Source organism: Mesorhizobium sp. M1066 (assembly GCF_040318635.1).
In the GTDB taxonomy this organism is placed as follows: Bacteria; Pseudomonadota; Alphaproteobacteria; order Rhizobiales; family Rhizobiaceae; genus Mesorhizobium.
Genome location: NZ_JAMYMR010000034.1, coordinates 1 through 15,875, shown reverse-complemented (window position 1 = coordinate 15,875; position 15,875 = coordinate 1). Strand labels below are relative to the sequence as shown.

Annotated in this window: 10 protein-coding genes and 1 pseudogene; 7 read left to right on the top strand and 4 right to left on the bottom strand. The window is 58.3% G+C overall.

What is annotated here, in order from left to right; all coding sequences use genetic code 11:
- Positions 1–82: 82 nt before the first annotated feature.
- The 3 genes and pseudogenes from NKH52_RS28215 (at position 83) to NKH52_RS28205 (ending at position 3,977) form a co-directional block, all read left to right on the top strand.
- Positions 83–574, top strand: coding sequence for an MOSC domain-containing protein (locus tag NKH52_RS28215; RefSeq protein WP_352546090.1), 492 nt, complete (start codon positions 83–85; stop codon positions 572–574).
- 6 nt (positions 575–580) lie between these two features.
- Positions 581–1,531, top strand: a complete 951-nt coding sequence (locus NKH52_RS28210) for a PDR/VanB family oxidoreductase (protein WP_352656902.1) — start codon at positions 581–583, stop codon at positions 1,529–1,531.
- A gap of 51 nt (positions 1,532–1,582) precedes the next feature.
- Positions 1,583–3,977 (top strand): annotated as a pseudogene (locus NKH52_RS28205) (transketolase).
- Between the two features lie 168 nt (positions 3,978–4,145).
- On the opposite strand, the gene NKH52_RS28200 reads toward NKH52_RS28205, so the two are convergent.
- The 3 genes from NKH52_RS28200 to gmd form a co-directional block, all read right to left on the bottom strand.
- Positions 4,146–5,567, bottom strand: coding sequence for a phosphomannomutase (locus tag NKH52_RS28200; protein WP_352656905.1), 1,422 nt, complete (start codon positions 5,565–5,567; stop codon positions 4,146–4,148).
- Positions 5,568–5,919: 352 nt separating this feature from the next.
- A complete protein-coding gene (gene fcl, locus NKH52_RS28195) occupies positions 5,920–6,864 on the bottom strand; it encodes a GDP-L-fucose synthase (RefSeq protein WP_023689384.1) in 945 nt (314 codons plus the stop codon).
- Entirely contained in the window at positions 6,864–7,934 is a 1,071-nt protein-coding gene (gene gmd, locus NKH52_RS28190) for a GDP-mannose 4,6-dehydratase (protein ID WP_023692482.1), read from the bottom strand. The genes fcl and gmd overlap by 1 nt, the downstream gene beginning before the upstream one ends.
- Before the next feature lie 971 nt (positions 7,935–8,905).
- On the opposite strand from gmd, the gene NKH52_RS28185 reads away from it, so the two are divergent.
- Both NKH52_RS28185 and NKH52_RS28180 read left to right on the top strand, forming a co-directional pair.
- Positions 8,906–9,892: a nodulation protein NodZ gene (locus tag NKH52_RS28185; RefSeq protein WP_352656908.1), complete on the top strand. Its 987-nt coding sequence runs from the start codon at positions 8,906–8,908 to the stop codon at positions 9,890–9,892.
- Positions 9,893–10,132: 240 nt separating this feature from the next.
- Positions 10,133–11,548, top strand: a complete 1,416-nt coding sequence (locus tag NKH52_RS28180) for a mannose-1-phosphate guanylyltransferase/mannose-6-phosphate isomerase (RefSeq protein ID WP_023809290.1) — start codon at positions 10,133–10,135, stop codon at positions 11,546–11,548.
- Positions 11,549–11,748: 200 nt separating this feature from the next.
- Here NKH52_RS28180 and NKH52_RS28175 read toward each other — a convergent pair whose 3' ends face one another.
- Positions 11,749–12,726 (bottom strand): ThiF family adenylyltransferase, encoded by a 978-nt coding sequence (locus NKH52_RS28175; protein WP_352656910.1) that lies wholly within the window; start codon positions 12,724–12,726, stop codon positions 11,749–11,751.
- A 491-nt stretch (positions 12,727–13,217) separates the two neighbouring features.
- On the opposite strand from NKH52_RS28175, the gene NKH52_RS28170 reads away from it, so the two are divergent.
- Positions 13,218–14,828, top strand: coding sequence for a hypothetical protein (locus NKH52_RS28170; protein ID WP_352656913.1), 1,611 nt, complete (start codon positions 13,218–13,220; stop codon positions 14,826–14,828).
- Positions 14,829–15,085: 257 nt separating this feature from the next.
- Complete coding sequence (locus tag NKH52_RS28165) at positions 15,086–15,718, top strand: tyrosine-type recombinase/integrase (RefSeq protein ID WP_352656916.1); 633 nt, start codon at positions 15,086–15,088, stop codon at positions 15,716–15,718.
- Positions 15,719–15,875: the final 157 nt, after the last annotated feature.

Here is a 15,875-nt window from a genome sequence, read left to right as displayed (position 1 = left end):
CGGGAAAATGCCATGCAACTGGCGCTGTTGATCAGGCCAGTTTTGCAGCAGGTTTGCACGAGACGAATTTCCGAGAGCGATGATGACCTGGCGAGGAAAGCTGCTTCACGTCCATATCGCGCCTGCCGCCTCCTATGAAATGGAGGAGCTGGCGCAGGCGCAGTTTATTGCCGGCCAAGGCATTGTCGGAGACCGCTACTACCTGGGGACGGGGACCTATTCCGCGCGTCCTGACGTTCGCGAAGTGACGCTGATCGAAGCTGAAGTCTTGGACGCCATCGCGCAGGGCGAACCCAGAATTCCGGGCTTCAAGGCCAAGCTCGCACCCGAAGATCACCGGCGCAATCTGACGACACGAGGCGTTCCGCTTAGCCATCTTGTCGGCAAACGCTTCCGGGTCGGGGAAACGATCCTCAGGGCCGCCCGGATGAATGTGCCGTGCAAGTATATCGAGGAGTTGCTCGGGCTTCCGGGTCTCTACGAGGGGCTTCTGAACCGCTCCGGCCTGAACTGCACAATCGAGGTCGGGGGCGTGATCCGGCCCGGTGATCTGATCTTGCCCATCGACGAGTGAAACGCCATGGCCTCGCCGCGCATCATCATGAAGCTGACCGTGACCGCCGCCCGCAAGGAGCCGGGCGACGTGCTGGTCATCGACCTGAAACACCCACGCAAAGCTGTGCTGCCGGCGTTCGAAGCGGGTTCTCACGTCGACGTCCATCTGCCTGAAGGGAAGGTGCGTCAGTATTCACTTTGCGGCGACCCGACCGAGCTTGGCCGCTACACCATCGCGGTGAAGCGCGAGAATGACGGCCGTGGCGGCTCGGCGTGGATCCACGAAACCATTGCCGTCGGCTCCACATTGCCTGTCTCCGCGCCACGCAACCATTTTGCGCTCAAGCCAGGCGAGGGGCCGACTTTGCTGCTGGCAGGGGGAATCGGGATCACCCCGATTCTGGCCATGGCGCGCGCGCTCACCCGGCAGGCCAAGCCCTTCGAGTTGCACTATTTCACCCGCAGCCGGGCGCTCACGCCACTCTTGGCGGCGATCGGGAGCGATCTTCCTGGCGGCAATGTGCGGATCCATTTCGACGACGAGCCTCAGACCCGGCAGAACATCGCCGCGCTGCTGGCGAACCGTTCGGACGACGCGCAGACATACTACTGCGGACCGCCTGGCTTCATGGCGGTTGTGGGGCGCGCGGCTCAACACTGGCCCAAGGGTACTGTTCATTTCGAAACTTTCCAGCCTCCCGAGTTTGATGGCGCGCCACCGGAACCATTCGTCATAGAACTGGCTGAGGGCAGGGTGGTTGAGGTTTCGGCTGAGACCACGGCACTGGCCGCCTTGCGTGCGGCCGGTGTGCCGTTGATGGCCTCGTGTGAGAACGGGGTGTGCGGGACCTGCGAATGCGCAATGCTGGCGGGACAGCCGATCCATCGGGATGCCGTCCTGTCCAAGGAGGCACGCGGCCACCGCTTCATCCCCTGCGTGTCGCGCGCGACAGGTGTGTTGAAACTCGATCTTTGACCATTTGGGCGGGGGTCCTGTGAGACCGGCAGCTGATTTGCGGGAAACTGAATGACGAGGAAACTGGAATATCTGAACGAGATCGAGCGCTGCGTCTCCTGGCTCGCAGCCTGGACGATCCACCACGCCAACCACGTCCGCGAGGGCGATGAGATCAAGGTCGGGGGGCATCAGGCCTCGTCCGCGTCGCTGAGCACCATCATGACCGCTCTACGGTTCGGTCCTGCGCCCGCAGGATCGGGTGGCGGTCAAACCCCATGCGGCGCCGATCTTCCATGCACTTCAGTATCTGGCGGGCAACCAGACCCACGAAAAGCTCATGAACTTCCGCGGCTACAAGGGCGCGCAGAGCTACCCTTCGCGGACGAAGGATGTCGACGATGTCGACTTCTCGACCGGGTCGGTGGGTCTCGGCGTTGCTCAGACGCTGTTCTCGTCGCTGGTGCAGGACTACGTCTCGGGTCACGGCTGGATGAAGGAGCGTGCCGAGGGCCGAATGGTCAGCCTGATCGGCGACGCCGAGATGGATGAAGGCAACATCTACGAGGCCCTGATCGAAGGCTGGAAGCACGGGCTCAGGAACTGCTGGTGGGTGGTCGACTACAATCGCCAGTCGCTCGACGCCGTGATCCGGGAGGGCCTCTGGCAGCGGTTCGAGCAGATTTTTCGCAACTTCGGCTGGGACGTGATGGTCCTGCGCCACGGCGCTCTGCAAGAGGCTGCCTTTGCCGAGCCGGGGGGCGAGAAGCTGCTCGAGTGGATAGAGCGCTGTCCGAACCAGCTCTATTCGGCGCTGACCTTCCAAGGGGGTGCTGCCTGGCGCAAGCGGCTGCTCGACGAGATCGGAGACCAAGGGCCGGTCACCACTCTGATCGAACGCCGCTCCGACGACGAGTTGCAGGCGTTGATGACGAACCTTGGCGGGCATGACATGCCGAGCCTCCTCGAAGCCTTCGAGGCGGCGTTCAGGCATGACCGTCCCGTCTGCTTCATCTGTTACACCATCAAGGGCTACGGTCTGCCGCTTGCAGGACACAAGGACAACCACGCGGGGCAGATGACGCCCACGCAGATGGAAGACTACCGCCTGCAAATGGGCGTAAAGCGGGGTGAGGAGTGGGACAAATGGGCGGCCGCCACCTTCCCGGAAGCGGAACTTGACGCCTTCTTCGCAAAGGCGCCGTTCTTCAGTGAGGGGCGTAGGAGGCTGTCTGCGCCGTCGGTGCCGGTGCCTGAAACCCTTCCGTCACCGGGGCAGCCCGGCAAGCCGCTCTCGACCCAGATGGGGTTCGGCCAGATCCTGAACGACATCGCACGCGAGCGCAGTCTGCTTGCCGACCGCATTGTCACCACCTCGCCCGATGTGACGGTCTCGACCAATCTCGGTGGCTGGGTCAACCGGCGCGGCCTTTTCGCCCGGGAGACCATGGCGGACACCTTCAAGGCCGAACGCATTCCGTCGACCTTTACCTGGGAATTTGGGCCGAAGGGGCAGCACCTCGAGCTCGGGATCGCCGAGTCGAACCTGATGATCATGCTCGGGGCGCTCGGTCTCTCGCACTCGATCAATGGCGTGCGCCTGCTGCCGATCGGGACAGTCTATGATCCCTTCATCTACCGATCGGCCGACCAGCTAAACTACGCCTGCTATCAGGATGCGCGCTTCATGCTGGTCGCAACGCCCTCGGGCGTGACGCTAGCGCCCGAGGGCGGAGCACACCAGTCGATCGGCACCCCATTGATCGGCATGGCGCAGGATGGGCTTTGCGCCTTCGAACCGGCCTTCGTCGACGAACTGTCCGTGATCATGCGCTTTGCCTTCGATTACATGCAACGTAATGGCGAGGGGGATCCGGATGAGACGACGTGGCTGCGTGATCAGACCGGAGGATCGGTCTATCTTCGCCTGTCAACCCGGCCGCTCGAGCAGCCGCTGCGCGACATGAACCCGGCGCTCGCGTGGGACATCGTCAATGGCGCCTATTGGCTGCGTCCGCCTGGGCCCAATGCGAGTGTCGTCATTGCTTATCAAGGCGTCGTCGCGCCGGAGGCGATTGCCGCGACGGGTCTTCTGGCGGAGGACCGGCGCGATGTCGGGCTGCTCGCGATCACCTCCGCGGACCGGCTTAGTGCGGGCTGGCAGGCGGCGGAACGTGCCCGGCAGCGTGGCGCGATTGGCGCGCTGAGTCATATCGAGCGGCTGCTCGCGCCGCTATCGCGTGACTGCGGCATCGTCACCGTGATCGACGGCCACCCGGCGACGCTCGCGTGGCTCGGTGGGGTTAACGGGCATCGCGTGAAGGCGCTCGGGGTCGAGCAGTTCGGCCAGACGGGGACTATTGCGGACCTATACCGTCACCACGGCCTGGACACCAACGCCATCGTACATGCGGCGCAGGCGGTCAGTGCGGGACCGGCTGTTCGCTACCGGAAGGCGCTGCCTTGACCATGAGCTACCGGATGCTCCGTGGCTGGTACGGATCGGCTGTTTCCACGGGCGTTCCGGTTCGCTTCAAAGCGGACAGGGCCGGGACACTGTGGACGTTCTGATCGCGCTTGAGTAGCTTGTGCGACCCCGAGGGTCACCTGGAATACGCAGGGAGGCGGCTTTTATTTAGCTTTGCGTCCAATTACGAATTCGATCCAATCCAGTCCGGAGCAAAAGCTCCGCGTCCTCCCGATTTTCGGCTTCGACGTAGCACCGCATTTCCGGGGCATTTCCGGATGGACGCAAATGCAAGACACGCTTATCCGCGAGAGTGATACGAAGTCCGTCAACATCGCTAACCTTGCTTACCACTCCAATCGACCCGACGAAGGCGGCGATGTTAGTTTCCGCTGTACGAAGGTATGTCATGAGGCGAGTGCTGCTTTCGACGGAAAAATTTTCCAAGCGATCCGCCGCCGCTGCCGGCAATTGAAAGGAACTGCCAATCTCCGACAGTGGCTGCCCACTTGTACTAACAAGGGAAAGTGCCGCAAGGATGGGGAGAAAACTGTCGCGTGTAGGTAGCGCTGGCAGTTTAGTTCCGTTCGGGTCAAAGTCCGTGCCGGTCAACAAACCACCGTTTGCTTCGAAACCAACCACGCGCTCGTGACCCGACGCAACCAAATCGAGCATGGCAGCAATAACAAATGGCGATCCAACCTTGGTACGCACGACTTTAAAAGAACCTGCGGTCTCGATACCAGAGTTTGATGTGACCGGCGTGACGACTGCCTTCGCTTGCAGGAAGTTCGCCGTAATCAGGCCTAACAAATCACCGCGAAGGGGGTCTCCGTGGTCGTCAGCTACCAGTGGGCGGTCACCATCGCCATCTGCCGAGACGACCGCATCAAGCCGATGCTCTTTGGCCCAGAGCTTGAACTGTTGAGCAGTCTCGTCAGAGACCGCTTCAGTGTCGACAGGAATGAAACCTTCCGAACGTCCCAGGGTTACGACCGTCGCACAGTGATATGAGAGAATGTCAACCAAGAGATCGCGCGCGACTGTGCTGTGCTGATATACGCCCACCCTTAAGCCCTTTAGAGCATTAATCTCCATAAGCTTTCGATTGCGCGCCATGAAAAAGGCCTTGCATTCGGCCTCCCGGTGCTGCCGACTTGCAACAGCACCTTCAAGGGCGTATCCGCGCTTCTCCAACTGCAAGGCGATGCGCGTTATCTCCCGCTCATCACCCTTGTCGATCTCACCGTCGGGTCGATAGAATTTTATTCCATTACGGTCGGCCGGAATGTGCGAGCCTGTGATCATCAAACAACCACTCTTACGCGCCTGAGCATACAGTGCCAGGGCAGGGGTGGGGACTGCGCCGCAATCGACTACGATGAAGCCGAGCGCGGACAGTGCCGCCGCACAGACGGCGGCGATGGCCGGACTCGAGGCGCGAAAGTCGCGCCCTATGAGTATCTCGTCGCCAATTCTGGCCAGGCCGGATTCCAGTAGGAATGTCGCGAATGCCGTTGCATATAGGGCAGAGGCGGCTCCTGCCAATTCTGTCGCCAGGCCCCGTAATCCACTTGTTCCGAATTTCATACCAAATCCGACGTTGCTAACCGGGTTTTGAAGGTAACATGCTCAAACTTTGGCTCGTCCGGAATGCCCATCGACAGATCCCTCGGACGAGAACAAGAAGTACATTCGGTTACCGTAGACGCGTTCGGTTATCGACGGTTACCCTTGTGAGGATTGACGCAGTCGGCGTCGGCGTGGGCAGCGCACCGTGACCTTCACGGCGACGAGGTTGGAGCGGATGGGCTCCGGGTCCGGCAGGGCTCCTCGCGGCTGGCTCACATGAGCGCAATCGCCATCGAGTGATTGTCTCAGTCTACATTAGCTCTGGGTCCCGAAAGCGCGTACAGGCCTGAGACGCAGCAAATCCTCTTATCTATCGCCGTTCGGTGTAGCTCCCGTTCAGAAATGCATGATAGACACTCTCGATGCCTTCCATGAGAGTGATCTTTGCTGCCCACCCCAAAGTGCGCAGCTTGTCGACGCTCATCAGCTTTCGCGGTGTACCGTCAGGTCTAGAGTGATCATGCGCGATCTCCCCAGTAAATCCGACTACACGGCAGATCATTCTAGTCAGCTCTAGGATCGTGATGTCCTGTCCGCAGCCGAGATTGACGTGATCATGATCAGAGTAGTTCTTCAGAAGGAAGACTAATGCGTCGGCGCAGTCGTCGACGTGCATGAATTCCCGACGTGGTGTGCCCGTGCCCCAGATGGTGATTTGCTTATCACTTATGAGCTTAGCTTCATGCGCTTTCCGGATCAGCGCTGGGATGACGTGGCTTGACTGCAAGTCATAATTGTCGCCTGGCCCGTAGAGATTCGTCGGCATAGCGGAGATGTAGTCGCGGCCATATTGCTGACGATAGGCTTGAGCCATTTTGATGCCGGTGATCTTGGCGACGGCGTAGCATTCGTTGGTGCGCTCTAGTGGCCCGGTCAAAAGCGCGCTTTCAGGAATGGGCTGTGGTGCCATCTTCGGATAGATGCAAGACGAGCCGAGGAAGAGGACGCGGTCGACATTGTTTTCGTGGGCTGCCGCGAAGATATTGGCCTCGATCATCAGATTGTCGTAAAGAAAGTCGACCGGATAGGTGGCGTTCGCGAGAATACCACCTACCTTTGCCGCCGCCATAATGATAGCGTCCGGTTTCATCACTGCCACGAAGTTTTCAACCTCGGTCTGTCGCTTGAGGTCTAGCTCTCCCCGAGGGGCGGCCACAACTTTGCAGTCTTCAGACGCGAGTCGGCGTACAACAGCGCTGCCCACCATACCTTTGTGGCCAGCGACCCACACGGTTTTTCCGTTCAGATCATACATTACGCTTCCTTCATGACTACAGATGTCTGCATGACCTTCAGGTCTTCGCGTACCATTTCCGCAGCAAGCTCGCGCACGGATGTCTCATGCACCCAGCCGAGCTTCTCCTTCGCCTTGGTAGCGTCACCCAGGAGAAGATCGACTTCCGTGGGGCGGAAGTAGCGTGGGTCCACTTGGACTAGGCATCTGCCGCTCGCTACATCATAGCCCTTTTCGCCGACACCCTTGCCACGCCATTCGATCTCGACGCCGATATCTTCGAAAGCCCACTCGACGAATTGGCGGACAGGAGTCGTTTTGCCCGTAGCCAGCACGTAATCATCCGGTTGATCCTGCTGTATCATCATCCACATACCTCGCACGTACTCACGCGCATGGCCCCAATCGCGTTGAGCATCGAGATTGCCGAGATAAAGCTTGTCCTGCTTGCCCAGGTAGATAGCAGCGGCAGCGCGGCTGATCTTGCGCGTCACAAAAGTTTCGCCACGAAGGGGGCTTTCGTGATTAAAAAGAATGCCGTTGGAAGCGTGCATACCATAGCCCTCGCGATAATTGACGACCATCCAGTAGGCGTAGAGCTTGGCGGCGGCGTAAGGGCTGCGCGGATAAAAGGGCGTCGTTTCGTTCTGCGGTACGGACTGCACGAGGCCGTATAGCTCCGAAGTCGAGGCTTGATAGAAGCGGGTCTTGTCCGTCAGACCGAGGAGGCGAATCGCCTCAAGAAGTCGCAATGTACCGATACCGTCCGCGTTTGCTGTGTACTCAGGTGTTTCGAACGACACCTGCACATGGCTCTGAGCAGCCAAGTTGTAAATTTCGTCTGGCTGAGATTCCTGAACCACGCGGATGAGGTTAGTCGAATCAGTGAGGTCACCGTAATGCAAGATCAGGCGCGGATCAGATTCGTGCGGGTCTTGGTAGAGGTCTTCGATACGACCCGTGTTGAAGGAAGAGGAACGTCGCTTAATCCCATGAACGATGTAGCCTTTTTTGAGAAGAAGACGGGCAAGATAGGCACCATCCTGTCCAGTTATGCCCGTAATAAGAGCAACTTTTCTGCTATCGCCCATTCTATTCCTGCTCTATTAAAGTTTAAAGTTTCGGCTCCGGCTCGCCACGCCGACACAATGTGCGGCCAGCCCCGTGCGCTATGGAGCACTTCGACAGATGCGGCGCGAAGCTCGTCATTGACAGTCCGCCAGCCGAGCACACCTCTTGCTTGGAGGCACAGCAAAATAGAGTTGCGCCGCTAACCTGTCGGCTTCGTACATGCGGTCTGAGTGCCGCTCAGCTCACGCCGTGAGCGACATGTACTCTCAGCACCTTGCAGCTGATTTGCTCATCCATCAGTGAGTGAGGACGCCTTTCTTTCTTGCTTCAGCGTCTTCTAATGGGAATTGTTTGGATCAGTGAAATCGATTGTTTGGATAAAGTGCATCCACAGAATGGATGGTCTGACCGAGCAGCGGGGGCGCATCGCCGGCCCGGAGTCGTAGGCGCGAGCTTCCGTTCGGGGCGAGGAACGTTCGTGGCCGCGAGCCCTCACCACAGCATCCGGCACAGGTCGTGCAGAACTTTGGGAGCAGACTGCAGATTCTGTCGATCAGCTGGTTCCAGGCGCGTCGAGCTGTCGACTTCATCTCGCCCGGTACCGGTTGCTGTATGCAGCCTTGCACCCTTGGCGTATGGCGTCGACGGAACGATTTGCTCCGGCAGGCAGTGTCGCAGCGTTTCCCGGCTGTTTCGGCTCTATTGGCCGGGCCCGCGTCAGCCGAGCCCCTTCATCATGGCATCCAACACATGGATGGCCGGCATCCACTCAATAGATTTTACATATGCCGCGGAGGCCCAGTAGAGAAGGCTGAACCGGAAGCGAGGGCATCGGCTTCAAGCTGTGCGAGCGTCACGGGATTAGTGGGCAGTGCTGAGTGAGCTCTTCTGCCCTATGGCCCGGCCTCTGCCAAGCGCCCGGCGTCAGGGTCTACGTGTCGACTAAGGATACCAAACCGGGCAACCTCCTCTCTGAACGAGATTTCCGAAAATGCATGTTAGTGGATTGGAAAAGCGCCGGTTCGTCGTCTCTCGGAGGCGTACGGGGTTCGGTGATTGTCTGTGGTCATTGGCGGCCGCTTGGCGCTACGCGCAGCGGTCGGGACGAACTCTAGTCATCGACTGGCGGGGGGCCTGCTACCTCGACCAACCCTTCACAAATGCGTTTCCGGTGTTCTTCCAGCCGATCAATGACATCGCTGGCGTGCCGGCTATTTCCGACGACCGGATCAACGACGTTTCCTTCCCTGGTCCATTCTTCCCGGAGTGGTGGAACAGGCCGGCGATCGAGTGCCTTTACCGGCCAGATGAGCAGATTTTCCAAGAGCGCGATGAGTTGGGCGAGCTCTTTCAGGCCGAACACGATGTCGAAGCGAACACAGTAGTGTGTGACGCTTGTCTGATGTGGCGGTGCGATGAGGATGCAGAGCGGCAGGTGTTCCAGAGTGTCCAACCTCGGCCAGAAATTCAAGCCCGCATAGATGCCATTTATCAGAAATGTTTTGAGGGGCACAGCATCATCGGGATTCATGTTCGGCACGGTAACGGTGAAGACATCATGGAGCATGCGCCCTACTGGGCCGATCCGGAGCTCGCCGTTCGGCAAGTGTGCGCTGCAATTGACAAGGCTAAGGCGTTACCGCACCCCAGGCCTGTGCGGCTGTTCTTATGCACGGACAGCGCGCGGATACTGGATCTTCTGTCGGCCAGGTTTCCCGATCTGCTCACTGTCCCGAAGCACTTCGGATCCAATCAAGGTGGCCCCTTACACACTGCAGCACTCGGGATTGACGGCGGAATTTCCGCCCTCGTTGAGATGTATCTTCTCGGGCGCTGCGATACCGTAATTCGGTTTCCCCCGACGAGCGCCTTTACACGATATGCACGCCTTTTCGCACCACGGGTAATTGAATTCGATCTGAAAGAGCCAAGTCGTTTGACTTTGATAGAAGGCAGCCAAGTCTCTGATCTCAGTTAAGACCCGCCACCTGCGCAATTCGGCAGACGCAACCAACAGGCATAGTTGAATGCGCATTTCTCACCGACGCCAGTGGAGGCGTCGTACATTATCGATAGCGTCGTCATCTGACGCCGCCTGCAACGCGCCGGAACTTCGCTGTTACGCGGGGGCCGCAGACAAGCCAGAGCGACGGCGATCGTGACGCTGACGCTCGAAAGAACGCGGGCGATCACTCCAGAGACGAAATTGAGGTTGGTTATGAAAGTCATTCCCGTGATCATCAGCGGCGGAGCCGGATCGCGGCTATGGCCCGCCTCAAGGCAATCGCACCCCAAACCTTTCCTCAAAGTGGCGGATGGATATTCTCTCATTCAGCAGACTGTGCTGCGCGCCGCTTCGATAGAAGGTGTCGTGGAACTCGTCGCTGTGACATCCGGGGACCACCTCTTCCTGACCAAGGACGAATTTGACGAACTGGATTCCGTGGTCCTGCCACGCACCTTTCTGCTCGAGCCCGAAGCTCGGGATACGGCCGCCGCCGTGGCTGCAGCCGCGATCCATGCGAGGGCAACGCAAGGCCCTGACGCGATCCTGTGCGTCTTCCCGGCCGATCACCTGATTAGCAACCTGCCTGCGTTTTTAGACGTCATGGGCCTGGCCATGGAACATGCGAAGCTCGGGCGGATCGCCACATTGGGCATCACCCCAACCAGACCGGACACCGCATTCGGCTACATCGAAGCAGATGGTGAGAACGTCGTCCGTTTCGTTGAAAAACCGGATCTGGATACAGCCAAAGCCTATGTCGCGTCTCAACGCTTCTTCTGGAACGCCGGCATCTTCTGCTTCAGTGCGCAAACCATGCTCGACGAGATGGTTTTGCATTGTCCCGAGGTGCTCCAGGCCGTCGCCGACAGCTATGAGAACGGCCGCGCCAGTCAATGCCAAGGCTTTGCCAAAATCGAACTCGCGCCTGAGCATTTCGGTTCCGCGCCGCGAATCTCGCTCGACCACGCTGTCATGGAGAAGACTAACAGACTTGCCGTGATTCCCTGCGACATGGATTGGAACGACATCGGATCTTGGAACGCAATGGCCGATTTGATCGCCCCCGACGAAAGCGGGAACAGGATACGCGGCGATGTGCACATGGTCGACACGACCGGCACCTATGTGAGCTCCGACAAGCGCGTCATCGGCACGGTGGGCGTAAGCGATCTGGTGATCGTGGATTCCCCGGACGCTTTGCTTGTCACATCCCGCGACCGCGTTCAGGACGTTAAGAAGCTCTTCGAGGGCCTCAAGGCTTCGGGACATGAAGCTCATCTGGTCCATAGCACGGTACACCGGCCCTGGGGTACCTATACGGTTCTGGAGGAAGGCGAGCGCTTCAAGATCAAACGCATCGAGGTGAAGCCCGGTCGCCAGTTGAGCCTGCAGATGCACTATCATCGTTCGGAGCACTGGGTCGTGGTCAGCGGCTCCGCCAAAATCGTCAATGGCGAGCAGGAGTTGTTCCTGGGGACAAACGAATCTACTTACATCCCCTGCGGCCATAAGCATCGGCTCGAGAACCCAGGCAGAATTGACCTGGTTATCATTGAAGTGCAGAGCGGCGATTATCTCGCCGAGGATGATATCGTTCGCTTCGACGACGAATATGGTCGAACGTAGATAACAGTACAAAAAACGTTAAACGGCGAGCCGTCGCTCAAGGATCTCTGTCGTGGGTTCTGGGCCTGACATTGGCAAGCAGCGGGCCGAGCGTGTCATAGTATCCGCCCCGCACTCTCATCAGGCACTCGATCGTGGTCGAAAACATCGGTGAGCGCTTGACAGCGCGCCGTCCGCGGTAACGAAGACTTCAGATCTTTTTAGGCGGACCCGTTGCTCAGCTGTTCAACGGCACAGCCGTATTTCAGCCTGTAGGCGGCAATGAAATCCTCATCGCTGCAGATGCAGCGGCCACTGGAATCTTTGGCTTTCGGATCATGGAGGTGAGAACCAAGGCGGCGCAGTAGATTCACGCGAGTGCTGGTCGTCGGACTCATCGGAAAACCCGCACTGTGCTTGACCAGGTCTGCGGCAAGCATGATCCCGGCAAGCGCTGACTGAAAGGCCATCGGAACCACGGTTCGAACGAGACGACTTCCATCGCTAAGCTGGAACACCAGGCCGCCGCAGATAACCTGCTGATAAAAGGAACGGAGGGGCTGGCCAACAAACGCGGCGAGCGGCTCAAACGGCACAGCCATCGCCGTAGCCACCCGAGCTACGAACTCATTGGGGACTCCGGTATTGGTCTGCAGGAGCGTTTTTACCTCCTCGTGTGCTTCCGGCATTCCGAGTTCCTCCGCGACCAGTTGGTGTTCGTCCTTGGATTTCCCGGTCGGCATGTACATGCAGCAAAGGCAAGCCTGGCCGTCATCGAAACCGTGCCGCGAGATGCCTAGATCTTGCTCCTGAGTCCAGGCGTTCGCGATCCATCGGGGCAGAGCACCTTGGACAGCTAGACGGTCGGCGGCGGTGTCAAGCGCCACACCCACTCGGTCGAATACCCAGTCGCCCCGGCGCGCAACATATTCTGCCCACTTCATAGGGTGCGCCTCGACCTCAAGGGGGGTGGACCGAAGGGCGTGGGTTGCTAGGGCCGCCTTAGAGAGGCCGACCTCCGCCTGACCTGCCAACACGTAGCGCTGCAGGTTTGAGAGTTCGATAGCTTCGTGATCAACTACATGCAGGCGCCCGGACAGACCGGATTGCCTCGCCAGCGCCCAGAGCGAGCTATGGCCTATCGCGCCGAGCCCAATGAGGTGCGTTTCACCTAGAGCAGACTGCCTGTCACGTTCCATAACGCCTCCAACCGCAGATCAAGCGAAATGGACGTCTAGGCGCACTAGCAGGAGATCTACAATAAAACGGGCGAGCGTCTGCGCCTTCCCCACTTTTACCCACTCTCTATTCGCCTGGGATGTATCTCGGGACCACGCGGAAATTACAGAGATCCCGACTCCAACGAAGGTGATAAAAATTGTGCCTCTATTGCACTTGGATATCTTTCAGGACATTATGGAGTTTCCAGAGCCGTTAACACCGTATGCTCAAGCGCAAATGATAAATAGGGAGATCGCTTATGTGGTCTGCTTGCCGCTTTTGGATCGTGTTCATCACTCTCCTGCCGGTGTTATTCGCAACGCCAGCGGCTGCTAGTTGTCCGGACTGTAACGACGAACGTTGCGTCTTTGGCGCCTGCGGATGCGTGCCGCGAATTGGCTGCGTTATCCCGGTCCCCATTCCTGGCACCACGAAGCCTGGCTCGCTGGTTCCGGATTCGCCAGTTCCGTTGCCTCCGTCGATCCAAGAGAAAGTCGACGAGCTCGGCGAGGACGCAACGCGCACAGTCCAGCAGCTCGGAGGCGACACGCTGACGACCATCCAAAAAGCTGCCGGCGACACGGTCCGGACATTGCAGCAAGCCAATGGAGACGTCTTTGCGACGGTTCAACAGGCCGGCGAGGATGCTATCACCACGACCCACAAAGCAGCAGGCGACGTGGCCGAGACTTATGTCAAGGCGTGGCGCGACGTCGGTGAGCAGGGAAAGCGCAGCTTTGATGATGCTGTTGATGCCGGCGAGGCGACGAAGCACTTTGTAGAAAATCAAGCCAAGGCTGATTTCGAAGCCCTAAATAAAGCTGCTAAGCGATTTGAAGACGGAAAAGTTGTCGACGCCATGTGGGGGCTCGGCATGGACCCCCTCAAGTCCGGCGAAGAGAACTTCGCTAAAGCAACCCAAGAGAGCAAGGTGATCAGTGCCGCTGCCGCCACAGCGGCAGCCGCTTACGGCGGGCCCGCCGGTGCCGCCGCATATGCCGCCTGGTCGACCTATCGCCAAACGGGCAACGCTGACATGGCACTACGCGCCGGACTGTTGGCTGCAGTAACCTCCCAGACTGGCTCATCAATCGGTCAGATGCCGACCGGTACCGCCGGCGAGATCATTAAGAAGGCTGCCATGGCCGGCGCCGCAGGTGGTGTCGCAATTGCCGCTGCCGGTGGTGACGAGCAAGCGATCAAAGACGGATTCCTGAAGTCAGCGGGCGCAGTGCTTGTCCAAGGAGGAACTGAAAAGCTGAAGGCGTATTCTCCGGAAGCCAATGACGCATATGAAATCGCGCAATGTATCTCGGCTCGCGACGTCGACTGCTTGTCAAATACGACATGGGCACGGGATGCTAAGGGGAAGATCCTATACGATGAAACGGGCAAGCCGAGGATCGATACCAGCGAGATTGACCCCGACAACTACATAGGAAAGTGGAGTCAAGTTGACCCGCAGTCGGTGGAAGGCCAGGTGAATGCCATCATCGCGCAAACCTCAAAACTCCCTAAAACGGAGGCAATACCCATTTTGGACAACAAGTGGGTTCTGACCTGGACGTTAGGCAAGGAACGTCACATCAAGAAGGAAAGGCCTACTGTAGTGCTCACCTATGTCGGAGACGACCCTCCGTTTGTTTCTACGGTTACCTACGGCGACGCGGCTACCGAAGCCTCCCAGCCGCCGCCAGAAGATGCAAGGCCGGACACTGGTGATAAGCTAGTCGCCTACTACGAAAAGCCTGCCGATCGAAAGAGAGTAATAGACGCCTTTGAGAAGAATTCGATCGAGTACACTAAACTTGACTATGTCGGTCTAGAACATACGAAAACTTTGTCAAATGCCTTAATCTGCGGACCAAATACGCGCGTTGCAGATCTAAAAAAGGTAGCGTTTTCACTGATGAGAGCGGGCGTAGATATAAAGTACATTGGAACGAAATCGACCAATAAACCTGGCCAGATATCCGTATTAAATCTTCAGAGGAAAAAGTTAACTATTAACACACCGAACATTACACGAAAGCAGGTAAATGAACTTACTACGTGTCCTGCGGCATTAAAGAATTATTAAAGACCAAGCTTCCTCTCCCCGAACGTCGCGAGTTCTTGTGTCCGCTGTGGGTAGAAACCAGACTCTCCGAAATATCCGTAATGAGGCGCGGCCGTTTGCGCCGTGGACGAGCGTCGGGTTCGGGCCAGACCCAGACATCACACCGGCCGACCTAAACGTCTGCTTTCGCAGGGCGGTTCTTGAAAACTGCCTGTCCGCTTTCGGCCGCCCTCCTGAATCTTTGTGCTCTGGCCAATAGTGGCCTGAGGAGAAACGATATGGGACATTCGCAGTATGACCTTGTCGGACAAGGCCATTCCGCTTGGAATGCAGGCAAGAGAGTAGGCGTCAAACGACCTCTGAAGGTTCGTCAGATTTGGGAAATCCGGTTCTTTCTCGACCGCGAAGGTCGATCACGGGACCGAGCGCTGTTCGACCTTGCGATTGATAGCAAGCTACGTGGTTGCGACTTGGTGAAGCTCAAGATTGGCACGTTAGTGAGTGGTGCTGAGATTCGGACCCGGGCCATGGTTGTGCAGCAGAAGACTGGGAGGCCAGTTCAATTCGAACTGATGGCAGACGCCCGAGCAAGCCTACTTGCATGGCTCGAACGTAGAGGTGGAACGGTCGACGATTTTGCCTTTCCCAGTCGGGTCGATCATGCTGGCCATTTGAGTACCAGGCAGTATGCGCGCCTGGTCGATGAATGGGTTTCGGCGGTTGGCCTTCGCCGTGAGGATTATGGCACCCACTCGCTTCGTCGTACCAAGGCCTCCATTATCTATAAGGCCACCGGGAATCTCCGAGCAATTCAAATTCTGCTCGGCCACACCAAGATTGAGAACACCGTCCGGTATCTCGGCGTCGACGTCGAGGATGCACCGACGCTGGCCGAGGGAACTGAAATCTGAAAGTGGACGACCACGCGTGGGTCGCGCGGGGTCGTCATCGCTTCGTGTTAGGTCCAGCGGCTTTGCGGCTCATGCACGAACCCGCTCCGCGGGAGGGGCGCCTCGTTCTGCGATGGCGCGATATTCATAGACCTTGAGCGGGTAGAGGCGTCGATCT

What these genes read in the sequence shown, in the direction of transcription:
- NKH52_RS28180 (WP_023809290.1), top strand. Translation starts at nt 10,133, where the DNA reads ATGAAAGTCATTCCCGTGATCATCAGCGGCGGAGCCGGATCGCGGCTA.
- NKH52_RS28185 (WP_352656908.1), top strand. Translation starts at nt 8,906, where the DNA reads ATGCATGTTAGTGGATTGGAAAAGCGCCGGTTCGTCGTCTCTCGGAGG.
- NKH52_RS28210 (WP_352656902.1), top strand. Translation starts at nt 581, where the DNA reads ATGGCCTCGCCGCGCATCATCATGAAGCTGACCGTGACCGCCGCCCGC.
- NKH52_RS28215 (WP_352546090.1), top strand. Translation starts at nt 83, where the DNA reads ATGACCTGGCGAGGAAAGCTGCTTCACGTCCATATCGCGCCTGCCGCC.
- gmd (WP_023692482.1), bottom strand. Translation starts at nt 7,934, where the DNA reads ATGGGCGATAGCAGAAAAGTTGCTCTTATTACGGGCATAACTGGACAG.
- NKH52_RS28200 (WP_352656905.1), bottom strand. Translation starts at nt 5,567, where the DNA reads ATGAAATTCGGAACAAGTGGATTACGGGGCCTGGCGACAGAATTGGCA.
- fcl (WP_023689384.1), bottom strand. Translation starts at nt 6,864, where the DNA reads ATGTATGATCTGAACGGAAAAACCGTGTGGGTCGCTGGCCACAAAGGT.
- NKH52_RS28165 (WP_352656916.1), top strand. Translation starts at nt 15,086, where the DNA reads ATGGGACATTCGCAGTATGACCTTGTCGGACAAGGCCATTCCGCTTGG.
- NKH52_RS28175 (WP_352656910.1), bottom strand. Translation starts at nt 12,726, where the DNA reads ATGGAACGTGACAGGCAGTCTGCTCTAGGTGAAACGCACCTCATTGGG.